The organism is Kordia sp. (assembly GCF_965283645.1).
GTDB lineage: Bacteria > Bacteroidota > Bacteroidia > Flavobacteriales > Flavobacteriaceae > Kordia.
This window is the reverse complement of record NZ_CBDIPG010000001.1, coordinates 5028262-5051065: the sequence shown is the minus strand read 5'-3', so window position 1 is coordinate 5051065 and position 22804 is coordinate 5028262. Positions and strand designations below refer to the sequence as shown.

The following is a 22804-nucleotide window of genomic DNA, read 5'->3' as shown; positions in this document are numbered from 1 at the left end:
CGCAATTGTGGATTTCTTTAGCTTCTCGACAGCGCTCGAAATGAAAGAGTTAGTTTTTTAAAAAAATTGAGCTATTGTATTATTGATTGAGCTTGTTGAAGTTACATTTTCATGTACATATTTTTCAACTTCTCTCGTGTTATGATTTCTTTCCAATTTTTACCCAATGCATTTTCCCAAAGTGGCACTAACATTAAGGCAATGTCAATCATTTTATCAAATTCTTTATCTGTTAGATCTTTACAAATTCCTGTTGGAATGTCAATATCGTGCTTGCGAACCATTTTCTTAAACTCAGAAACACCTTGCGGATAAAATTCTTCTAAGTGATTGAATACGATACAGTTTCCAATTCCGTGTTTTGTTCCAAGTAAGTATGAAAGTCCGTAACTCATGGCATGTGCAACACCAACTTGTGAATATGCAATGCTCATTCCGCCATGCCAAGATGCCATCATCAATTTGTCTTCCGAATCTTCATCACGTACATTTTTCTCTAAGAAAACGTTTCTGCAAAGTTCCAACGCTTTTTCACCGTAACTCTGGCTAAACGCGTTTAAGTACGTTCCTGTTAACGATTCTATACAGTGAATATAACAATCCATTCCTGTGTAAAACCATTGATTTTGTGGAACACCGCGCGTTAATTCTGGATCTAATACAACTTGATCAAAAGGTGTAAAATCTGAGTTGATTCCTAATTTTTTTTCTGGACCTGTTAATACAGTTGTTCGTGAAACTTCTGCGCCTGTTCCTGAAATCGTTGGGATTCCCACATGGTATACAGCTTCATTACTTACCAAATCCCAACCTTGATAATCAGCCGCACTTCCTTCATTGGTTAGCATAATTGAAACAGCTTTTGCCATATCTAACAAAGTTCCGCCGCCAATTCCGATAATTCCTGATGGATTTTCCGTGAAACGTCCTTTTAGTTCATTTACCAATGCATCAACTTGTGAAGTTTTTGGTTCTTCTTCCGCAGAAACAAAAACAATTTGATCTAAAAATCGAATTGGAATTCTATCAATAAGCCAAGGATGGTTTTCAAAAACATCGTCTACTAAGAAGATAAACGGTGCTTTGGTATTCAAACGTTTTGGCGCAAGAATTTCCTGTATTTGGTTAAAACTTCCTCTTCCGAAGATTACTCTGGGAACCATTGGAAAGTTTTTATATTGCATAGTTAATTAGTTTAATGGTGTAAATATAAATATTACGTTAGGTTATTTAGTGTTTCAATAAGTTTTCTTGAAACTTTTCGGTAAACTGTCCAACATGATAGCCATCCATCAATGCGTGATTTACCGATACTGAAACCGTCATTATTTTTTTATCATTCTGCACTTCCATTTTACTGAAAGCTATTTTTGGAACCGATTCTTTTTTCCCGTGAAATGGTTCTTTGTGTCCTGTAAAATGTGTCCACGGCAACGCTGAACAAAATACACAATCTTCTGTATTTTTTGGCGGAAACAAATCTGTTGAATGGATAATTCGATCTTTTTCCGCTTCTATATTTTGTTTAAATATTTCAAAATCGGCATCATAATCAATAAATGAAAATCCAAAGGTTTTGTTTGGACGCATAATGGTTGCTGATGCATGAATTTTATCATGGATCACAACTTCATGTTCATTTTCAATACGATATTTGAACGCTTCTATTTTATTAATTGCTTTCATACAATCGTGCAAATAGACTGCAAAAAAGCTATTGTTGGTTGTTTTTGCAAAGTGATACGCGTTGGTAACATCCATTGGCGTTGCAACTGCAAAAAACGGATCTTTGAATGTGTTAAAAAATTCAAAGTGTTGTTTCCGATTCCAAGTGTTTGTATTTAACTTTTGCATTATAAATAGTTTAACACCTGAGTAATGTCTTTTACGACATGATATGCATCAGATTCTTCATTTGGTAAAACAGTTTCGTGTTGCCAAGTTGTGTGAAATGGAACATGAATTGCCTTTCCTCCTATGTTTATAATTGGTAACACGTCTGATTTTAGTGAGTTTCCAATCATTAAAAATTCGTTTACATTTATTTCTAAATGATCGAGCAAATCTTTGTAATTTTTTTCTTTTTTGTCACTCATCACTTCTACATGATGAAAATATTTGGTCAAGCCAGATTTTTCAAGCTTTCGTTCTTGATCGAGCAAATCGCCTTTGGTGAGTACTAATAGTCTGTATTTTTTGCTTAATTCTTCTAATACATCTTCAATTCCGTCTAACAATTCTACAGGCATGGAAATCATTTCTTTTCCTAATTGAATAATTTCAGAAAGTACTTTGTTTGAAATTTTCCCGTTAGATAATTCAATTGCACTTTCAACCATAGAAAGCATAAAACCTTTGATTCCGTAACCGTAAATTGGAAGATTTTTCATTTCCATTTTAAACAACTCTTGATCAATGGTATTTTCAGTTTCATATGCAGTTAACAGTTGTGCAAACTTGTGTTCTACATCTCTGAAATAGGTTTCGTTTACCCAAAGCGTATCATCGGCATCAAAAGCGATGACTTTTATTGTATTATACTTTATTTCCATTCTTTTTTTGCACGTTCTAAATCTTCAGGTGTATCAATTTCGACACCTTCAATAGTGGTTTCTACCATTTTTATTTTTTTGCCAAATTCTAAATAACGAATGCATTCTATTTTTTCAGTAGCTTCCAGCGTTTTCATTGGCAATTCATAAAAATCTAACAGCGCTTGTTTTCGAAATGCATAAATTCCTTTGTGTTTAAAGTATGTTGCACCTGCATTTTCATCTCTTGGATATGGAATTGGTGAGCGCGAAAAGTACAATGCAAAATCGCGCTGATCGACAATCACTTTGACTGTATTTGGGTTGTTGATTTCGTCCCAATCTTTAATTTGAACCATTAATGAAGCCAAATCTATTTCTTTGTTTGGATCATCATAAAACACATTTATTACTTTTTGAAGGCTTTCTTTTTCCGTAAATGGCTCATCACCTTGAACATTGATAACAATATCTGCTTCCACATTTTGTACAGCTTCCGCAATACGATCACTTCCAGATTGGTGTTCTTTTTTACTCATAATTACATTGCCGCCATTGCGTGCTATTTCTTCACGAATGACATCACTATCTGTAACTACATATACTTCTTCAAAAAGCCCTGTAGCCACCGTAGCTTCGTACGTTCTGGTAATTACGGTTTTTCCATGCAAGTCTTGCATTAGCTTCCCAGGAAAGCGAGAAGCTGCATATCGTGCCGGAATCATTGCTATTATTTTCAAATGTGCTTGTTTTTATGAATTCAAAAATACAATTTTTAATATAATTTGACGTGTTTAAAACGTATTTGAAATTATGAATTCATTTTTAATTTTCTACAACTGTCGCATCAGAAATTATTTTGGCTAGCAATTGCTGTCCAGCTTCTTTACTGATATGAATGAAACTAATTAATGGTTTTTCATCAAAATCAAGATTTCCGTCTTTGTCTCGTTTTTCAATCATATTCTTTACAGTTAGATAAAATTCTTTTGCTTGATTTCTATTTTCTCCGTGATGCAATTGAAGTATTGTGTGCGAACCTTGTCCTGCGTTTTCTGCTGGTGCAATGGCTAATAATTCTTCGTAGTTTTTAGTTTCTAGTTGCTGTTTTAGTGCTGTCTGATTCAATACAATTTCAAAAGGACCAATGAGTGTTTCTTCTGCCCAGTTATCATCATTTTCAATATAAGGTTCACCAGCTTTCGAAAATGCAAAGAATACAGGAATTCCTATCATTCCAACAGCTTCAATAATCCAGATAATGCTTAGTATTGTTCCACTAACAAGTCCGCCACTTCTTCCTACTCCCCAAGTCCCTTCTTCGTTGGCATATCCGATTTCATTAATTATTACATCTGCATTAAGAGCAATATCCATGTATGCTTGTCCGAAATGATGCGCTAACCATATTATCCAACTTACATACAATCCTGCAATTCCGACAAGCAATCCGAATATAGCGGCAACCATAGCGTTTCTTACTTTTCCAAAACCGACGACAAAGTTTGCTACAAATCCGAGACCAAAAGCTATTCCAGCTAAGCATAAAAAGTTTAGATAAATAAATGGAATCCAGAGAATTGCATATGTATAAATGAATGCCAAAATGGGCGCTCCAAGACATATTGCTAAAAGTAGGTATACTATACTAATTGGGTTTACTTTGCCCGAAGGCTTGTAGTACAAATTATTCATGCGATACAATTATTGATTATGGTTAATTTTTTAAAAATAGTAAAATTATTTTTAGTGTATTTTAAGAAATGAAAAAGTCGTCTGAAAATCCAATGAGATATAGCTTTTCTTGCGCACGCGTCATGGCTGTATATAACCAACGCATGTATTCTTTTCCAACTCCATTGGGTAAGTATGGTTGCTCAATAAAAACCGTTTTCCATTGTCCACCTTGCGATTTGTGACAGGTAATTGCATAACTAAATTTTACTTGTAGTGCATTGAAATATTTGTTGCCTTTTACTTTTAGAAATTTCTTGTACTTAGAAGTTTCACTTTCATAATCGTTCATGACTTCTTGGTACAATCGGTTTCCGTCTTCATACGAAAGTGCTGGTGTTTCTGCATGAATCGTATCTAATAATAATACCGTTTCCAATGGTTTCTGATTTGGATAATCGACCATGCGTATGTTTACTTCTGCAAAGCGAAAACCATATAATTCTTTAATGGCAAAAATTTCTAAGACTTCTATGATATCGCCATTGGCAATAAATCCAGCTTCAGAAGTGGCTGGCAACCAAAAGTAGTTATTCTTTACAACCATTAAATAATCGCCAGCAGATAATTCATTTTCATTAAATAAAATTCTATTTCGTATTTGCTGATTGTAAATGTTGGCTCTTTTATTAGATCGGACAATAATTGCCATTTCTTCTTTTCCGTTATCAGAATAGGAATCGCTAATGGCATCTTGAATTTCGTATCCATCAATTAATCGAATAATATCAGGAAAATTTAAGAGTTGAAATTTGAATTCTGCATAAAATTCATCATGCAATTGTTCGCGTAAATTGGTTGCATTGACTAATATTCCTGAATCTGCATCTTGTCGGACAACTTCATCTAATTCAATGAGTGTTATATTTTTATCATAATTCAGTTCTAACGTTCTTTCGTCTAACGCTGGACTTATATCAAGTTTTACAGGTGGCAATTGCGCCGTATCTCCAATTAAAATCAATTTACATTTATGTCCAGAATAGACATACATCATTAAATCATCTAATAATGAACCATTTTCAAAAAGCTTGGAATCACTTGGCGAATCGGGAATCATGGACGCTTCATCTACAATAAAAAGTGTATCTCTATGCTTATTTGGTTGCAATACAAAACTTACACCGCCACCTTTATCTTTTTTAGGAAAGTATATTTTTCTATGAATTGTATGTGCTTGTCTTCCTGCATAATTACTAATTACTTTTGCGGCACGACCTGTTGGCGCAAGCAAAACTGACTTTTTTTTGGTATTCCACAAATGGGTAACAAGTGTACCAATTGTTGTAGTTTTTCCAGTTCCTGCATATCCTTTTAGCAAGAATAATGCATCATTATCATCTCCGTAGATAAACTCTGAAAGTTTGTGTAAAACTACATCTTGTTTAAAAGTAACTTCGTGTGGGAATTTACTTTTGAGTAATTTATAAAATGTAGTTGCATCCATAATTGTAAAAATTATCTGATCTTTTCAGATATCAGGGAACGAAAATAGAAAAGTAAATTGAATGATTGTGTATCAATTGATTTTTTATAAATATAAACATGCTTTTTTTGGCTAAATACTTTTACGATTAAAAAAAAATTGTAGATTTGCGTATATTGATGTTCTTAAAACAAAACTATTCTTAATAGAGATGAAACACGTAAAACAAAAATTCAATTTAGTCTTATCATTAGTAACTGTTTTCTTATTACTGCCTGTAGCATCATTTGCGCAAAACGCAGAAGTTAAAGGAGGCTTTATGGATACGATTAAAACGCCTTTAATTCTTATTGTTGCTATTGCAATTGCAATTGGTCTTTTAGTCCTTATCGAAAAGTTAGTTCCTAGAAAATTACGCCCAATATTTGCTTTAGGGTTTATGTTAGCTTCTGTATTTTTTGGATATAAAATTTACAATTCTATCATGGCTCCTGTAGAGTTTAAGCAAGAAAAAGTGAAAAGATACAGAGCTGTTATTGATAATTTAAAAGATATTAGAGATTCACAGTTAGCGCACAAAACCATTACTGGAACGTATGCAAAGGATTTTTCTGCGTTAGAAGTATTCATTGATACAGCTAAATTTGCTATCGTTGAAAAAAGAGATTCTAGTTATATGGAATATGACGAGGTGTATAAAATTGACAAGTTAAAAGAAGTTGTCATTATTGATACGTTGAGTTTTGAGCCAGTTATAGATTCTTTGTTTAAAGGAACAGATCGTTATAAGAAAATGAAATATGTACCTTTTGCTAAAAATGATAAAGAAACATTCAAAATGGAAACAAAAACTATAGAAATTAGCGGATACAATGCGCCTGTTTTTAAAGTTTCTGTAGCTAAAGATGTTATTTTATACGATCAAGATAAAGACTTACTAAAACAAGAGAAAAGAATTATTTCTGTAGATGAAGTTGATGGAAAAGAAATTTTCGTAGGTTCACTTGATAAAGTAAGTGATAGCGGAAACTGGCCAACGAGTTATGAAATTGAACAAAGAAAGTAACACTATAAATCAATCAGATTTTCAAAAGTTGTCCATTCAGATTTCTCTGAATGGACTTTCTTTTTGTATCCTAGATACTATTGAGAATAAAATTACTTCTTTACAGCATTTTACATTTGAAACGGTTACCAATCCGTTGCAGTTAGAAGTTGAGATCATCAATACCCTAAATGCACATAAAAACATATTTGATCAGTCTTTTCAAGAAGTAACAATCAGTCACATAAATACCTTAGCTACGTTTGTTCCAAAACCTTTGTTTTCGGATAAAAACTTGCCTGATTACTTAAAATACAATAACAAAATTTTACCAAATGACTACATTACTTTTGATGTGGTCACTAACAATGACATGGTAAATGTGTACATTCCGTATGTAAATATTAATAATTTGTTTTTTGACAAATACGGATCGTTTACTTACAAACATTTTGCGACAATTTTGTTAGAAAACATTTTTCAATTGCCCGATACTAGTGATGGAACTGTAGTATATGTTCATGTTCAGAAAGATCAATTTGAAATTATTGTAGTCAAAAATAAAAAGCTATTACTCTATAATTCTTTTGAATATGTAACTGCTGAAGATTTTATATACTATGTTTTGTTCACCATAGAACAGCTTGAATTGAATACCAATGAACTTCAACTTTATTTCTTAGGTGATATTGAAAAAGAAGATCATTTATATACTATTACATACACATACGTGCGAAATGTTTCGTTTATAGATAAAAAATACCCGTTTACATTTCACGAAAGTGTTCTTAAACCAAAAAATCATACAGATTTCACATTACTAACAAATTTTTAAATGCGAATAATTTCTGGAAAACATAAAGGAAGACGATTGACAGCGCCAAAAAAGCTACCTGTTAGACCAACAACGGATTTGGCAAAAGAATCGCTTTTCAATATTCTGAACAATCATTATTACTTTCATGAAATCAGCGTATTGGATTTATTTTCTGGAACTGGAAACATCAGTTACGAATTTGCTTCGCGTGGTACAGAAAAAATTACTGCCGTAGATAAAGATTATAATTGTGTGAGTTATATAAAGAAAACAACTACAGCTTTAGAACTCGATATTACAGCAATTAAAAGTGATGTGTACAAGTTTTTAGAACGCACACACATACAATCGGATATTATATTTGCAGATCCACCATACGCGTTTACACAAGAACAGTTTGAACGTATTGCTTCCATTGTGTTTGAAAGAGGATTGCTACTCGAAGATGGGTTTTTAATCTTAGAACACGCAAAAGAAACAAAACTTGAGCATGCACCTTATTTTAGCTTCTCAAAAAATTATGGAAGTTCGGTATTTAGCTTTTTTCAACTTCCTGAAGTTTCTAGTGAAGAAGAGTAGTTGTGTTGGATTTTAGGTTTTGGGTGTTTGGTTTTGGGTTTACTTCATAAAAAAACCGCTACAGAAGTTTCTATAACGGTTTGTATATTGTTCTAATTCTTAATTCAGAATTATGAATTCATAATTTAAAACTTCCGTAACGCTGCCATTTTAATCGCCGCTACAGCAGCTTCAATTCCTTTGTTACCATGTTTTCCACCAGAACGGTCAATAGCTTGTTGCAACGTGTTATCTGTCAATACACAAAAAATTACTGGAATATCGGACTGTACATTCAAATCTTTAATTCCGTGTGCAGTTGCGCTACATACAAAGTCAAAATGTTTCGTTTCACCTTGTATCACACTTCCTATTGCAATAATAGCATCTACTTTTTGTGTTTTTTGCATGTGTTTTGCACCATACACTAACTCGTAACTTCCTGGCACATTCCAACGAATGATGTTATTTTCTGTAACGCCATTCTCTGTTAAAGCGGCAATTGCGCCTTCACAAAGTCCTTCTGTAATATTCTCGTTCCACTCAGAAACAACAATCCCAAACCGAAAATCTTTCGCATTTGGGATTGTAGCTTTATCGTATGTAGATAAATTTTTATTTACTGTTGCCATCTTTTCTAGTTCAAGGCTTCTGCTTTTCCAATGTATACTTCTAACATTTTCCCGTCAGCAGTGTTTTTAAAGTCAGCATATTCTCTTTCAATTCTATTGAAATATTGCAATGCTTTTCCAGCTTCTCCTAAATCTAAGGCAGTAATTCCTGCTTTTAGTAAATACATTGGAGTTGTTGCTTCATTATCACTATGCTTGAAAGCTTTTTCGTAGTATTCTAATGCTTCTTTTTGCTGGTCTAATTGAGCAAATGCATCACCTAAAGCACCTTTTGCTTTTGCTCCAATGATAATATCAGAAGAATCAAAGTTTGATAAATGCTCAATTGCCTTTTCGTAATTGTTTAAGTTCAAATATGCAATACCAGCACTATAGTTTGCTAAGTTTGCCGCATTTGTTCCAGGATAGTTTTTAATGATATTTAAATAACCATACTTTCCTTCTCCACCTTGTAAAGCTAAATTGAATAATGAATCTCTTGTTGTCAATCCATTTACCATTTTGTCATTTAAATTTACACTTAAAGCTTCGTTAAAATAAGAGTTTGCTTGAAACACTTCATTTGCAGCTTCCTGCTCTTGTGGAGCAGCAAATACTTTACTGTAAATTAAATATCCTAAAAGAACAACTGCAATTGCACCGATACCGATAAAGATATATTTTTGATTCCCTGCTACCCATTCTTCTGTTTTGGATGCAGTTTCGTCTAAAGTATTAAAAACTTCTGCTGTTGTACTTTCTAGTTCTTCAGCTGAAACTTCTTTTTCTTTCTCTTCTTTAGATTTTACTTTATATCCTCTTTTCTTGTAAGTTGCCATATATTGTATATTAATGTGCGCAAAAATAAAATTTTTAAGTAGAATTAAAAGCTTATTTATTTGATATTTTTCAATAATTTGCATTTTTATTGTAATGATGCTACTATTTTCATGTTTCTAAAGAAATTATCACTTGTAAATTATAAGAATTTCGAAACGAGTTCTTTCGATTTTAGTCCAAAAATAAATTGTCTTGTCGGGAATAACGGTGTTGGAAAAACCAATGTTCTAGATGCTATTTACCATTTATCATTTGGTAAAAGCTATTTTAATCCTGTGGCAACACAAAATATTAAACACGGAGAAGAGTTTTTTGTGATTGATGGCGCGTATGAAAAAGGAGAACGTGACGAAAATATTATTTGTACACTTAAAAGAGGACAAAAGAAAATTGTAAAACGAAATGGCAAAGCATACGACAAACTTTCAGAACATATCGGTTTTCTTCCATTGGTAATTATTTCGCCTGCAGATCGTGATTTGATTATTGAAGGAAGTGATACACGTAGAAAGTTTATTGACAGTGTTATTTCGCAATCAAATAAACAATATTTACAGAATCTTATCAATTATAACAAAGTGCTTTCGCAACGAAATTCGTTATTAAAATACTTTGCATTAAATAGTACGTTTGATGGTGACACACTCAGCATTTACAACGATCAACTACATGATTTAGGTGTGAAAATTTATACTGAACGAAAGAACTTTTTAGAAGCCTTTGTGCCAATTTTTATATCGCGATATAACGCGATTTCAAATGAAAAAGAAACTGTTAATATTGAATACAAGAGTCAATTACATGAAAAAGATTTTCGATCTTTGCTTGAAGAGAATCTGACTAAAGACAAAGTATTGCAATATACAAGTGTCGGAGTGCACAAAGATGATTTGATATTTTCGATAGCGACGTATCCAATCAAAAAATTTGGAAGTCAAGGACAGCAAAAATCATTTTTAATTGCGTTAAAGTTAGCACAATTTGATTTTATCAAACAATTAGTCAATGTGACTCCTATCCTACTCTTAGATGATATTTTTGATAAGTTAGATGAACAACGTGTTGCACAAATAATGTCATTAGTAAATCATGAAGATTTTGGACAAATTTTTATCAGTGATACGCATGTAGATAGAACAGAAGCGATTGTAAAAGAGATTCATCAGTCATACGAGATTTTTAAATTGTAATTTATTTTGAAGAAAAGACACACCGAACATAGAACTATTAGTGAAGTATTAAAGGATTTTGTCACCGAAAATCGTTTGGAAGATGGTTTGGACAAAATTGACGCACGTGATGCTTGGGCAAAATTGATGGGAAATGGTGTAAATAATTACACTACAAATGTCATTCTCAAAAATGATACACTCTACGTTTCTTTATCTTCTGCAGTTTTACGTCAAGAACTAAGCTATGGAAAAGACAAAATGATCAAAATGCTTAATGAAAGTCTAGGAAAGGAATTAATAAAGCATATTGTTTTACGATAGATACGCTAACGTTTTAGAGGGTAAGTATCGCTTCGCTCTTAGATTATCTGACTGTCATTCCTTCAAAAGCAAGAATCTATTTAAAATACTAAAACTAATATAAAGTTATCGAGAGTTAGTACTAAACTAATTCACTATTTAATTTTCATACATATGAGGAATACCATAATGTTATCATATTTTCTTTAATTAATTTTGATTTCAACATTTAAATATTTGAAAATATGGCATACTATTATGTTAATAAAAATGCACAATCTAATGGAGATCATGAAGTGCATAAATCTGGATGTAGCTGGCTTCCAAAAGAAGAAAATAGAATATACTTAGGGAGTTTTGACAATTGCAAAGATGCAGTTAAAGAGGCAAAGAAGTATTATGATGACGTAAATGGTTGTTATTATTGTTCTAATAATTGTCATACAAGTTAAGTATTATGTGGAATTTATCGTAAAAACTGAAATACTGACGTACTAAGAGCGAAGCGATACTAACAATCCAATACTCTAAAAACAAAAAAGCCTCAATCAAACGATTGAAGCTCTTCTATAAACTATAGTATAATTTTCCTTAGAAAATCTCTCTTCCTGAAAAGTGAAAAGCACCTTCAATAGCTGCATTTTCATCACTATCAGAACCGTGAACTGCATTTTCTCCAATAGAAGTTGCATATAAGTTTCTGATGGTTCCTTCTGCTGCTTCTGCAGGATTTGTAGCTCCGATTAACGTTCTAAAATCACTCACTGCATTGTCTTTCTCTAAGATTGCTGCAACAATTGGTCCTCTAGTCATAAATTCTACCAATTCACCAAAGAAAGGTCTTTCGTTGTGAACTGCGTAAAATGCTTCTGCATCGCGCTTGCTTAATTGCGTTAACTTCAACGCAACGATTTTGAATCCTGAAGCAGTAATTTTTTCTAAAATAGCTCCGATGTGTCCGTTTTCTACAGCATCAGGCTTAATCATGGTAAAAGTTCTTTTTCCAGCCATTATGGTATGTATAAATAATTATAAGTTCGTATTTTGTAAAATCTATGTTGATTTTCGGTGCAAAAGTACACAAATACAATTTATTTACAAGGCTATTTTAGTATATTAGCCACCTATGAAAAGGGAAGCACGTATTTCTGCTCCATTTTTTATAGTTTTTAGATATACAAAAGAGAAGCCAAACGCATGAACGAAGTTGATATACAAGCCATAAAAACCGTACTTCAAACACCAAAGAATATTGTAATCATTCCGCATAAAAATCCAGATAGTGATGCTATTGGTTCTACGCTAGCACTTTGGCATTACTTGAAAAACAAAGGGCAAGAAGCAATTATAGTTGCTCCAAATGATTATCCTGAGTTTTTAAAATGGATGCCTGGAGAAACAGAAATTATAAAATTTGACACACAACAAGAAGCTGCTGAAAAATTTATAAAAGAAGCGAATGTTATCTTTACGTTAGATTTTAATGATTTGAGTCGAATTGGAGAAATGTCAAGTGTTGTTGCTACAAGTGATGCTACCTTTATTATGATCGATCATCACCAGCAACCTGCTGATTATGCAAAATATACGTATTCGGACACAAGTATGAGTTCTACCTGTGAAATGGTATACAACTTTATTTGTTTTCTTGGTGAAGAAGATACAATTACACCAGAAATGGCATCTTGTATGTATTCAGGAATCATGACAGATACAGGTTCTTTCCGCTTTACTGCAACTACAAGTACAACACATCGTGTCATTGCTAGTTTGATGGATAAAGGCGCTAAAAACTCAGAAATTCATAATGCAATTTATGATACCAATAGCTTAAGTAAGCTACAATTATTAGGTTGTGCTTTGAAAAATTTAGTAGTTTTAGAAGAATACAATACGGTATATATTACGTTATCAAAACAAGAACTTTTACAACATGATTTCCGAAAAGGTGACACAGAAGGTTTTGTAAATTATGGATTATCATTAAAAGGCATTAAATTTGCAGCAATTTTTATTGAAAATTTACAAGAACCGTATATAAAAATGTCATTACGATCAAAAGGTAATTTTTCGGTAAATGAATTAGCACGGACACATTTTAATGGTGGCGGACATACAAATGCCGCAGGTGGAAGAAGTGATAATTCTATGGAAGATACTGTTAAAAATTTCACTAAAATTTTAGCAGGTTATAAAAATGAATTAAGTTAGACTATGTATAAAAAAATCATTCTTCTTGGTATTATTTTTTTGGCAATAGTTTCCTGCGCGCAACAAGAAGCACGTAAACCTATAAATGTTCGTTCAGGAACGTTTTTAAAGGAATCGGTTGAACGAAACAAAGCATTAATTGCGCAAGAAGAAGCAATGATTCAAGATTTTATTAAGAAAGATACAGCACACACCTATATAGCTTCCAAAAATGGATTTTGGTATTTCTATGAAAAATCTTCACCAGAAGAAACATATACACCACAAAAAGGAGATACACTTCGTTATGAGTACAATATCGCCAAAATTGCAGGTGACACCATTTACACAAAACAAGAAATAGGCATACAAGAATATGTTGTAAATAAGCAACAGATTATTGCAGGATTACGGTACGGATTACAATTGATGAAAAAAGGAGAAACTGTTACGTTTCTATTCCCATCACATGTAGCGTATGGATATCATGGTGATAATAAAAAAGTAGGAACTAATATTCCGATTCAATCTACAATTACATTACTCAACATAAAAAAAGATAACAAAAACCTAGAAACAGAAAATTAAAATGAATTTTATCATGAAGAAAATCACAATTTTCATTGCGATCATAGCAGTAGCATTTACATCTTGTAACAGTTCTAAATACCCAGATTTAGCAGATGGACTCTATGCAGAAATAGAAACAACGAAAGGAAATATACTTTTAGAGTTAGATTATAAAAATACACCAGTTACTACGGCTAACTTTGTAAGTTTAGCAGAAGGAACACATCCATTATTAGCGGATGATAAAAAAGGGAAACCTTTTTATGACGGAATTATTTTTCATAGAGTTATGGAAAACTTTATGATTCAAACTGGTGATCCATTAGGAAACGGAACTGGTGATGCTGGTTATAAGTTTGATGATGAAATTATAGAAACATTAGATCACAATCAGGCTGGAACGTTAGCAATGGCTAATTCAGGTAAAAATACAAATGGAAGTCAATTTTACATTACACACGTACCATACCCTTCATTAAACGGAAACTATACTGTTTTTGGAAAAGTTGTGATCAAGCCAGAAGACAGAAAAGCATTGAAAGCTAAAATTTCTGATGCGACGGCATTACAAAAAGCTATCGATTCTGTAAAAATGGTCACAGTAGATCTTATTGCTAAAACTCCCGTAACTAAAACACCACAAGCCATGAACCGACCTGTGGATACTATTAAAATAAACAAAGTAGAAATTATTCGTCAAGGTTCAGAAGCACGTTCGTTTAATGCACCAAAAGTTTTTGAGGAGAAGACAAAAGAAGCTAGACTAGCAAAAGAAGAAGCTGAGAAAAAGAGAAATGAAATTACAGCAAAAACATTAGCTAAGTTTACTGAGCAAAAAGCGAAAGCGACTGAGCTACCTTCAGGTCTAAAATATTTTATTTCTGAAAAAGGAAATGGAGAAAAACTAACTGTAAATTCTACAGTTGAAGCATATTATGCAGTGTATTTTACAGATGGAAATTTATTACAAACAAATAATTTAGAAACAGCTGAAGCATTAGATTTAGTAAATCCGCAACAAAAAGCGGCTAATCGTTATACTACAATGACAACAGCAATTGGTCCTGACGCACAAATGATTGCAGGATTTAAAGAAGGTTTTCAACAATTAAGCGTTGGGGATAAAGCTACCATATTTGTTCCTTCGCATTTAGCATATGGAGAAAGAGGAAGACCTGGGATTAAACCAAATACAGATTTAGTTTTTGAACTAGTTGTTGTTGGTGAAAAGTAATTCAACGAAACATAGTAAAATCATACAACGGTTATTTCTTTAATTTGAAATGACCGTTTTTTTATGTCTTATAGTAAAACCATACTTATTTTTAGGAAAAACACCATATAGGATACGTTTTTCTACTCTTTTATAAATAACTTCTTAACACGATATTAGCCAGCATAACCAAAAACTAAGATCATGAAAAAAAAGAAAGCATTATTAAAGTTGAAGAAGCAAAGAATTTCTTCTTTAGATGAAAAACAATTGAATGGTGGAATCATTGTAATCACTACAACTACAATTCAGTTTATAACTATACAAGCAAATTGTCGCACAGTATTTTGTCCAACAGATACATGTCCTACAATGCCATCTAGCTGTTGTACACATACACAAACAACTACACATCCGTTTACATTAGTTTGTTAAGTAAAACAACCTATACATTTAATATTAGAAAAAAAATAAAGCCTCTTTTTAGTCAAAAAGAGGCTTTTTTACAAGTGTAAATACAGAAACTATTTTATTTAACTCTCCATTTTGAGATTTTTAAGACTGATTGATTATTGGCTTCATTAATAGTAGCAGAGTTGTAATTATCAAAGTAGATTGATGGCATATTAGTCAAAATTTAGACCGTATATTAACTATAACAAAACGTTTTTTGATGGCTTTCCCGTAATTCAATAGTAAATACTTGATGTATATTGTAGGTTAAGAATTTAACCAGAAAATTAAACTTACCATGAAAAAACAAAAAATCTCATTGAACCTACGCAAACAAAAAGTTTCTTCCGTTACTCAACTAGATACATCTGGCGGAAAATATAATTTTACAATAGGTATGCATCATCAATGTCTTACGCTACAAACCTATTGCGGCAATGCATGTCAGACAACACTATTAACCAATCAAACAGGATGTTGTGAACTTTCAAGATTGGCTTGCTAAATAGAACTACATTTTTATAACTAAAAAAGAGGTTGTCTAAAAAGCTATTAGTACTGTCATTATGAGAAATTTTAAATTTCAAAGTAATCTGTAAATTAATAACTTAAATTTTACAGATTGCTTCACTTCATTTGCAATGACGTCTTTTTAGACAACCTCTTTGTATTTTAAGTAAAATTATTTCTTTGGAATGTTCTTTAAGATTTCTAATACGTATTTCCAGTATTTTTGAGTAGACGAAATACTAGCTCTTTCGTCTGGTGAATGTGCTCCGCGAATGGTTGGCCCAAAACTAATCATTTCCATTTCTGGATAATTTGTTCCTAAAATTCCACATTCTAACCCTGCGTGACAAGCCGCTACATTTGGCTCTTCATTATTGTTTAACTTTTTGTATAAATCAACCATTACAGGTAATATAGAAGCATTCATGTTTGGTGCCCAACCTGGATACGAACCTGAAAATTCTACTTCACAACCTGATAATTCAAAAGAAGCTCTCAATTTTGTTGCCAAGTCCATTTTCCCACTTTCTACAGAAGAACGAGTTAAACATCCAATTTTAATTTCACCATCTTTTATAATCACACGTGCAATATTATTTGACGTTTCTACTAGGTCTTCAATATCTGGACTCATACGAAACACACCGTTGTGCGCGGCATATAGTGAACGTGTAATTCCTTCTTGCACACCTAATTCTACTACATTATTTGGTGTTTCAACAATGATAAATTCAATTTCTAAATCTGCTTCAATAGTTGCAAATTCTTTTTTAATTGTGTCAATTTCCGTTTTCATTTCAAATTCAAACGCATCTTGATGTACTTTGTCTATTACAATTGTTGCAACACTTTCTCGTGGAATTGCATTTCGCAAGCTTCCGCCATCTATTGTTGCAATGCGTAATCCGTAATTTTCAAATCCATCAAACAACAAACGATTCATCAACACATTTGCATTTCCAAATCCTTTATGAATGTCCATTCCACTATGTCCACCTTGCAATCCGTTTACGGTAATTTTATAGCCAACAACTCCTTCTGGCGTTGGTTCTTCAACGTATGAACGTCTTGCAGTAACGTCAATTCCTCCTGCACAACCAATTCCGATTTCGTCATCTTCTTCCGTATCTAAATTTAAAAGTATTTCACCTTCAAGCAAACCACCTTTTAAACCCATTGCACCTGTCATACCAGTTTCTTCATCTATCGTAAATAAAGCTTCCAATGCTGGATGTGCAATTGTTGAACTTTCTAAAACTGCCATAATTGTAGCCACTCCAAGTCCATTATCTGCACCAAGTGTCGTTCCTTTAGCTTTTACCCAATCGCCATCAATAATCATTTCAATTCCTTGTGCGTCAAAATCAAAATCTGTATCTGCATTTTTTTGATGTACCATATCTAAATGCGATTGCATTACAATGGCTTTTCTATCTTCCATTCCTGTAGTAGCAGGTTTCTTTACGATTACATTTCCAACTTCATCAATGACGGTTTCCAAACCTAAATCTTCTCCAAATTTCTTCATAAAAGCAATGACACGTTCTTCTTTTTTTGAAGGTCTTGGCACTGCATTTAAATCTGCGAATTTATTCCAAAGCCCGTTAGGGGCTAAAGTTCTTACTTCTTGACTCATTCTATTTTGTTTATGGATTGAATTAATTGTTTTACAAAGGTAAATGTTTGCTCTTAATATAGCTCTTTTTTTAACGAAATAGATTGTAGGATAATTTATACAGCTTGAAAAATAGTGTATCATTTTAGAAATAATGATTTAGTTTTTTTACATTAGCTATGTATCATTTTCCCAAATAATGTTCAAATGTATTGCTTATGACCAAGAGAACAAAACTACTGATTGCACTATCTTTTCCAATTCAATTCATTGCTATTAAGATACTTGCAAAGTACCCTGCGTTTGTAGAAACATATTACAGTAATGGTTTTTACCCTATTATTTCAAAGGTTTTTAGAGTTGTTTTTGGTTGGATTCCGTTTTCGATAGGCGATATTTTTTATACAATTGCAGGAATTTTAATCATTCGCTATGTATATAAAAACTTCCGTTTGATTCGAACTGAGTATAAGCGTATTTTGCTTGATACGTATATTGTAATTACATTAACATATTTTACATTCCACTTACTTTGGGGAATGAATTATTACCGATTGCCGCTTTACAAATCACTTGATTTAGATCGAAAATATACCACAGAAGAACTTGTGAATTTTACCGAAAGAGCCATCACAAAAGCAAATCAAATTCAATATCAAATTACGCAAAATGATACGGTAAAAGTTGAAATTCCGTATAAAACGAGTGAAATTTTCACCAAGACATTGAATGGTTATGATAATTTTAGTGTAACGCAACCGCAATTTACATTTGCTCATCGCAGTTTAAAAAAGTCTATTTATAGTAGTTTTTTGACAACTATGGGCTTTAGTGGTTATTTGAATCCGTTTACAAACGAAGCACAGATTAATAGTAAAATTCCTGTGTATAAATTTCCTGTAACGGCAAGTCATGAAGAAGCGCATCAGATAGGTTTTTCTGCTGAAAACGAAGCAAATTTTATTGGTTGCATGGCGGCTTTACATAATGACGATATTTACTTTCAGTATGGCGCGTATAATTTTATGGTGTGGCATTCGTTACGAGAAGTTTACAATAGAAATCCTGAAGAATATGAACGCTTAAAAGCAACGTTACACCCTGGAATTCAGAAGAATTACGACGAAGTTCGGGCTTTTTGGACTTCACATAGAAATCCACTAAAACCTATGTTTAAGTTTACATTTGATCAGTTTTTGAAAGCAAATAATCAATCTGGAGGAATTTTGAGTTATAGTTATGTGGTTTCGCTTTTGGTGAATTATGATAAAAAACACACCTTAATTCCTTAAATTTTATCGTTTTATATATTAAAACAACTTTTTTACCGCTTCGTAATAGCTTTCACTCACAGGAATTTTAATCGTATCCAATAATAGATATTTATCTTTGAGTCCCGTAATTTTATTTTTGTTGATGATATATGAACGATGCACGCGCATAAATTGTGTTGCATTTAGTGTTTTCTCTAAAGATTTCAACGATTGATGGCTCATTATTTTTTTTGCATCTGTATAAAAAACGACATATTCACTTGCGCTTTCAATATGTGTAATCGTTTCCAATTGCAATTTATGCAAGTCATATCCTGATTTTACCGTAATTGTTTTTGGAGCTTCCGAAACGCTTGAATCTTGTACTTTATGAACGGCTTTTAGAAAACGTTCAAACGAAATTGGTTTTAATAAATAATCTAACGCGCTAAGTTCAAAACCTTCCAATGCATATTCAGAATACGCTGTTGTAAAAATAATTTTTGTAGTTGCAGGAATCAACTTTGCAAAATCGGTTCCTTTAAGTTGCGGCATTTGAATGTCTAAAAAAACGACATCAATAGTGGTTTCTTTCAATGTAGAAATCGCGTCAAGCGGATTTTCAAACGAACCTTTCAATGCTAGGAAATCTAGTTTATCTACATACGACGTTAGCAATAATCTTGCTAATTCTTCATCATCAATAATTAAACAACTAAGCATTCGTTTCTAGTTTTAATTCTACTTTAAAAATGGTATTCGTATTTTGTATTGCAAGCAAATGTTTTTCAGGATATAAAATTTCCAATCGTTTTGCTACATTCTTAATTCCAATCCCGCCAACAGCATCTTTTTCGGTTGGTATGTTGGGTTTTGTGTTTTCTATCGTAAAAATAGTTTCTGATCCGCTAGACACAATTGAAATATGTATGTAATTTTCATGTATTTGCTCAATATTACCATGTTTAAAAGCATTTTCAACAAAAGGAATAAAAAGCATCGGTGCAATTTTTAAATCGTGATTTTCAATAGAAAAATGTGTCTTTATAGAATATTCTTTACTACTTTTTAATTTAAATAAATTTATATAATTTTCAATATACGTTACTTCTTTTTGAATTAAAACTGTTTTTTGTTCGCATTCATATAATACATAGCGCAACATATCTGACAAATATGTAATACTTTTTTGAGTTTTAGTGGTATCAATCGCGCAAAGCGCATAAATATTGTTTAAAGAATTGAATAAAAAATGTGGATTTATTTGTGCCTTTAAGAACTTCAACTCAGTCTCCAATGTTTCCGTTTTGCTTAAAATTAATGCTTCTTCTTTTCGTTTGGCAAAAAGAAATATTTCGATAACTGCGGCTACTACAAATGTTAAACTCAGTAATAAAAAGTTGATTAAAAAGGGAGTTGGTGACTTTCTAGGTCTATCAATCATTTCTAATCTTGGCGGTCCAGCGGCGGCTGGAAGCATGGAAGCAATAATTGTAAAAACTACAACTAGTACTATCGAAATCAATACAAACCAAGCATATTTTTTCTTAAATAATAACTTATCTGCCAACAGATATACAACACTAATAATTAACACTGCTTGAAAAATAAAAGCCAGCCAGTTTTCACCTAAAAAACGTACTGCATCTACCTGACTTAGTGCAATTACAAACAAAACAATTGCCCAAAAAAGAACTTGTATTAAAACTCTATTTCCTCTATTCATGCTACAAATAAAGGTAAATAAAAATAAAAGAAATGTAAAAAGTAGTCAAATACACGCTTCAATAATAAACGTTCACAGGAGCAATTTAGGCATTCACAGAAAACTTCATAGCATTCGCTGAAAAGTCAAAAACTGCATTAATCTATACCGCATCTTTGAAGTCATAATAGCGTACGAACTTTAAAAAAAATAATATCATGACACAGAAAACAATCAAAGCAATTATCGGATTTGCAATCATTTCAGCTTTATCAATTATGTCTGTAAATGCACAATCAAGAAATCAAAATGAACGAAAAGAACCGCCAACAGTTGATGAAATTTTCAAAGAACTAGACAAAAATGAAGATGGCAAACTTTCGTTGAAAGAAATCAAAGGTCCATTAAAAAAAGATTTTGCTAAAATTGACACCAATGAAGATGGTTTTATCACGAAAAAAGAACTTGAAAAAGCTCCGAAACCAAAAAGAAGAGAAAGAAACTAACTCAAAAAAACACACCTATGATCCAAATAAAAAATAATATAATCAACATAGTAAGCTTGGTTTTAATAAATTTTATGACAATAGCTTGCGTAAGTTGCAGTAGTAGTGATGATGCAACTACAACTACTGATACAACTGACCCGACAGATCCAACAAGTAATGAAACTGTAAGCGTAGATGCATCACTTTTCCTCACAACAGATGGCTCGGTAACAATTACAACTGTTCCATGTACACTTTCTGACGGAACAGAAACCGATTGTTATCAAATTGTTTCTACAAGTACTCCAGCCGATCACAACATGGGACCTTGGTGCCCTGATAGTATTTCTGATACTGCAGAAGCTGGAGGAATTTGGTTAGAAAACGGACTCGTATATGATGTAGATGGAGCTTTTATTGAAAACATGTCAACATTTTACAATGACAATACATGGCAAATGTATGATGCAAGTGGAAATATATACAAAACACTAACAGAAGATGATTGTGCCAATGCCGCCAATCCAAATGTAGGAGCCGAGTATGAAAATTACTGTGTAGAATGTTTGCCATCCTATGTTGCCGATCTTACACAAACGTATCTAATTCCAATAACGCCAGTTGCACAAACAAGTCCAGTTTCTTTTGGTTCGCCAGGACCTCCAGGACAAGCTACAACTGGTCCATCTGTAAGAGGACTTGCCTTTAATGGCGTCCGATTTGACGCGCCAGCACCAACAGATGCAATATTAGGCGCATACACACTTGCTCCTTTTGATGATGCTGGTGGACACATAAACTTAGCCGCAGGGTATCATTATCATGCCGCAACAGGTGTTTCTACACAACTAGCACAAACAGACAATCATGCAGCAATGATTGGGTATGCCGTTGATGGTTACGGATTGTACGCACAGTTAGATGCAAATGGTGATGAACCAACTGATTTAGACGAATGTAGAGGCCACACAGACGAAACTAGAGGTTATCATTATCATGTTGCCGCACCTGGAACGAATAGTTTTATTGACTGTTTAAATGGTGCATACGCACTTTAAAAAAACGAATCATCAATCTTATTATATATTGAGATTGATGGTTCACTAAACATAAAAACAACATACTATGTACAAAAAAATCGTATTCTTAAGTGTATTGCTACTATCATTTTTTGCAAACGCACATCAGCCAGATACATCTACAACAATGTTAGTAGAAACCGAAAACAATACATGGATTCTTCAAATAAAAGCATCCTTAACTGCTTTTCAACAAGAAGTAAATCTACACTTTGCAGACACGCCATATACAACGCCTGAAGAATTTAAGCAAATGGTGATACAGCACATCAAAAACAATCTTCAAATTAGTTGCAATGGCAGTGAAACTATTCAAATTAGTAATGGTAGTGTAAAACTAGGGCATGAAACAAGTGTCGTTTTTGAAGTGTCAGGAATTCCAACTGACCTAAAATCTGTACATATTAAAAACAGTTCATTTAGTGACATTCACAGAAATCAAAGTGCATTGGTAATTCTGAAGGAAGGATTTAACAAAGAACATTTTGTCTTAAACAACGCCAATAAACACACTTTAGAATTAACAGTAAAAGACGCTAAATTTATAGCTTCAAAAACACAAACAGCAAGTATTTTCGACCTCAAAATGTTAGGATATTTGGCACTCATCTTAATTCCAGTTGGAATATATATCAGAAGAAAACAGCAAAAAGAAAAAAGTTCGTTTCAAAATTTGAATTAGCTACAAAAGAAA

At 32.6% G+C, this 22804-nt stretch carries 27 protein-coding genes; 15 read left to right on the top strand and 12 right to left on the bottom strand.

From position 1 onward, the window contains the following. Window positions 1-101 precede the first annotated feature (101 nt). The 6 genes from ACQ654_RS22205 to ACQ654_RS22180 form a co-directional block, all read right to left on the bottom strand. Window positions 102-1184, bottom strand: coding sequence for an iron-containing alcohol dehydrogenase family protein (locus tag ACQ654_RS22205; protein ID WP_430412538.1), 1083 nt, complete (start codon window positions 1182-1184; stop codon window positions 102-104). 46 nt (window positions 1185-1230) lie between these two features. Next, window positions 1231-1854, bottom strand: coding sequence for a CatA-like O-acetyltransferase (locus ACQ654_RS22200; RefSeq protein WP_430412537.1), 624 nt, complete (start codon window positions 1852-1854; stop codon window positions 1231-1233). Continuing rightward, a complete protein-coding gene (locus ACQ654_RS22195; protein WP_430412536.1) occupies window positions 1854-2552 on the bottom strand; it encodes an HAD family hydrolase in 699 nt (232 codons plus the stop codon). The genes ACQ654_RS22200 and ACQ654_RS22195 overlap by 1 nt, the downstream gene beginning before the upstream one ends. Continuing rightward, entirely contained in the window at window positions 2543-3256 is a 714-nt protein-coding gene (gene kdsB, locus ACQ654_RS22190) for a 3-deoxy-manno-octulosonate cytidylyltransferase (RefSeq protein WP_430413044.1), read from the bottom strand. The genes ACQ654_RS22195 and kdsB overlap by 10 nt, the downstream gene beginning before the upstream one ends. A 100-nt stretch (window positions 3257-3356) precedes the next feature. After that, window positions 3357-4226, bottom strand: a complete 870-nt coding sequence (locus ACQ654_RS22185; protein ID WP_430412535.1) for a hypothetical protein — start codon at window positions 4224-4226, stop codon at window positions 3357-3359. Window positions 4227-4287: 61 nt separating this feature from the next. After that, window positions 4288-5712 carry an ATP-dependent DNA helicase gene (locus tag ACQ654_RS22180; RefSeq protein WP_430412534.1) on the bottom strand — a complete coding sequence of 475 codons (1425 nt, stop codon included), beginning with the start codon at window positions 5710-5712 and terminating at the stop codon, window positions 4288-4290. Window positions 5713-5902: 190 nt separating this feature from the next. Here ACQ654_RS22180 and ACQ654_RS22175 point away from each other — a divergent pair, with 190 nt between their 5' ends. From ACQ654_RS22175 to ACQ654_RS22165, 3 genes are read left to right on the top strand one after another with little or no spacing between them, the layout of a single operon-like run. Then, window positions 5903-6757 carry a hypothetical protein gene (locus ACQ654_RS22175; protein ID WP_430412533.1) on the top strand — a complete coding sequence of 285 codons (855 nt, stop codon included), beginning with the start codon at window positions 5903-5905 and terminating at the stop codon, window positions 6755-6757. Then, window positions 6735-7571, top strand: a complete 837-nt coding sequence (locus ACQ654_RS22170; protein ID WP_430412532.1) for a DUF3822 family protein — start codon at window positions 6735-6737, stop codon at window positions 7569-7571. Before ACQ654_RS22175 ends, ACQ654_RS22170 begins: the two co-directional genes overlap by 23 nt. Further along, window positions 7572-8132, top strand: a complete 561-nt coding sequence (locus ACQ654_RS22165; protein ID WP_430412531.1) for an RsmD family RNA methyltransferase — start codon at window positions 7572-7574, stop codon at window positions 8130-8132. It begins immediately after the preceding gene. Window positions 8133-8257: 125 nt separating this feature from the next. Here the strand turns inward: ACQ654_RS22165 and ribH are convergent, their stop codons facing one another. Beyond that, on the bottom strand, window positions 8258-8743 hold the full coding sequence (gene ribH / locus ACQ654_RS22160) for a 6,7-dimethyl-8-ribityllumazine synthase (protein WP_430412530.1): 486 nt from the start codon (window positions 8741-8743) through the stop codon (window positions 8258-8260). Between the two features lie 5 nt (window positions 8744-8748). Continuing rightward, complete coding sequence (locus ACQ654_RS22155) at window positions 8749-9561, bottom strand: hypothetical protein (RefSeq protein WP_430412529.1); 813 nt, start codon at window positions 9559-9561, stop codon at window positions 8749-8751. 111 nt (window positions 9562-9672) lie between these two features. Between ACQ654_RS22155 and recF the strand changes: the two genes are divergently transcribed. From recF to ACQ654_RS22140, 3 genes are all read left to right on the top strand, one after another. Continuing rightward, window positions 9673-10752 (top strand): DNA replication/repair protein RecF, encoded by a 1080-nt coding sequence (gene recF / locus ACQ654_RS22150; protein ID WP_430412528.1) that lies wholly within the window; start codon window positions 9673-9675, stop codon window positions 10750-10752. Window positions 10753-10758: 6 nt separating this feature from the next. Then, a complete protein-coding gene (locus ACQ654_RS22145) occupies window positions 10759-11055 on the top strand; it encodes a DUF721 domain-containing protein (RefSeq protein WP_430412527.1) in 297 nt (98 codons plus the stop codon). A 224-nt stretch (window positions 11056-11279) separates the two neighbouring features. Beyond that, window positions 11280-11486, top strand: coding sequence for a hypothetical protein (locus ACQ654_RS22140; protein ID WP_430412526.1), 207 nt, complete (start codon window positions 11280-11282; stop codon window positions 11484-11486). A 139-nt stretch (window positions 11487-11625) separates the two neighbouring features. Here ACQ654_RS22140 and ACQ654_RS22135 read toward each other — a convergent pair whose 3' ends face one another. Then, on the bottom strand, window positions 11626-12045 hold the full coding sequence (locus ACQ654_RS22135) for a nucleoside-diphosphate kinase (RefSeq protein WP_430412525.1): 420 nt from the start codon (window positions 12043-12045) through the stop codon (window positions 11626-11628). Between the two features lie 186 nt (window positions 12046-12231). Between ACQ654_RS22135 and ACQ654_RS22130 the strand changes: the two genes are divergently transcribed. The 5 genes from ACQ654_RS22130 to ACQ654_RS22110 all read left to right on the top strand — a co-directional run bounded on the left by ACQ654_RS22130 (window position 12232) and on the right by ACQ654_RS22110 (window position 15965). Next, the gene (locus tag ACQ654_RS22130; RefSeq protein ID WP_430412524.1) at window positions 12232-13245 is read left to right on the top strand and encodes a DHH family phosphoesterase; all 1014 of its coding nucleotides are present in this window, start codon (window positions 12232-12234) and stop codon (window positions 13243-13245) included. Window positions 13246-13248: 3 nt separating this feature from the next. Then, complete coding sequence (gene gldI, locus ACQ654_RS22125) at window positions 13249-13812, top strand: gliding motility-associated peptidyl-prolyl isomerase GldI (RefSeq protein ID WP_430412523.1); 564 nt, start codon at window positions 13249-13251, stop codon at window positions 13810-13812. Between the two features lie 13 nt (window positions 13813-13825). Then, window positions 13826-15028, top strand: coding sequence for a peptidylprolyl isomerase (locus ACQ654_RS22120; protein ID WP_430412522.1), 1203 nt, complete (start codon window positions 13826-13828; stop codon window positions 15026-15028). Window positions 15029-15211: 183 nt separating this feature from the next. Next, window positions 15212-15442, top strand: coding sequence for a hypothetical protein (locus tag ACQ654_RS22115; protein WP_430412521.1), 231 nt, complete (start codon window positions 15212-15214; stop codon window positions 15440-15442). A 337-nt stretch (window positions 15443-15779) separates the two neighbouring features. Further along, window positions 15780-15965 carry a hypothetical protein gene (locus tag ACQ654_RS22110; RefSeq protein ID WP_430412520.1) on the top strand — a complete coding sequence of 62 codons (186 nt, stop codon included), beginning with the start codon at window positions 15780-15782 and terminating at the stop codon, window positions 15963-15965. 177 nt (window positions 15966-16142) lie between these two features. Here the strand turns inward: ACQ654_RS22110 and ACQ654_RS22105 are convergent, their stop codons facing one another. After that, a complete protein-coding gene (locus ACQ654_RS22105) occupies window positions 16143-17606 on the bottom strand; it encodes an aminoacyl-histidine dipeptidase (RefSeq protein WP_430412519.1) in 1464 nt (487 codons plus the stop codon). A 197-nt stretch (window positions 17607-17803) separates the two neighbouring features. Here ACQ654_RS22105 and ACQ654_RS22100 point away from each other — a divergent pair, with 197 nt between their 5' ends. Beyond that, on the top strand, window positions 17804-18877 hold the full coding sequence (locus ACQ654_RS22100) for a DUF3810 domain-containing protein (RefSeq protein WP_430412518.1): 1074 nt from the start codon (window positions 17804-17806) through the stop codon (window positions 18875-18877). An 18-nt stretch (window positions 18878-18895) separates the two neighbouring features. Here the strand turns inward: ACQ654_RS22100 and ACQ654_RS22095 are convergent, their stop codons facing one another. Both ACQ654_RS22095 and ACQ654_RS22090 read right to left on the bottom strand, forming a co-directional pair. After that, the gene (locus ACQ654_RS22095) at window positions 18896-19561 is read right to left on the bottom strand and encodes a LytR/AlgR family response regulator transcription factor (RefSeq protein WP_430412517.1); all 666 of its coding nucleotides are present in this window, start codon (window positions 19559-19561) and stop codon (window positions 18896-18898) included. After that, complete coding sequence (locus ACQ654_RS22090; protein WP_430412516.1) at window positions 19554-20564, bottom strand: sensor histidine kinase; 1011 nt, start codon at window positions 20562-20564, stop codon at window positions 19554-19556. Before ACQ654_RS22090 ends, ACQ654_RS22095 begins: the two co-directional genes overlap by 8 nt. Before the next feature lie 197 nt (window positions 20565-20761). Here ACQ654_RS22090 and ACQ654_RS22085 point away from each other — a divergent pair, with 197 nt between their 5' ends. From ACQ654_RS22085 to ACQ654_RS22075, 3 genes are all read left to right on the top strand, one after another. Further along, a complete protein-coding gene (locus tag ACQ654_RS22085; protein WP_430412515.1) occupies window positions 20762-21049 on the top strand; it encodes an EF-hand domain-containing protein in 288 nt (95 codons plus the stop codon). A 17-nt stretch (window positions 21050-21066) separates the two neighbouring features. Next, entirely contained in the window at window positions 21067-22089 is a 1023-nt protein-coding gene (locus ACQ654_RS22080) for a YHYH protein (protein ID WP_430412514.1), read from the top strand. 67 nt (window positions 22090-22156) lie between these two features. Beyond that, window positions 22157-22792 carry a DUF6702 family protein gene (locus tag ACQ654_RS22075; protein WP_430412513.1) on the top strand — a complete coding sequence of 212 codons (636 nt, stop codon included), beginning with the start codon at window positions 22157-22159 and terminating at the stop codon, window positions 22790-22792. Window positions 22793-22804: the final 12 nt, after the last annotated feature.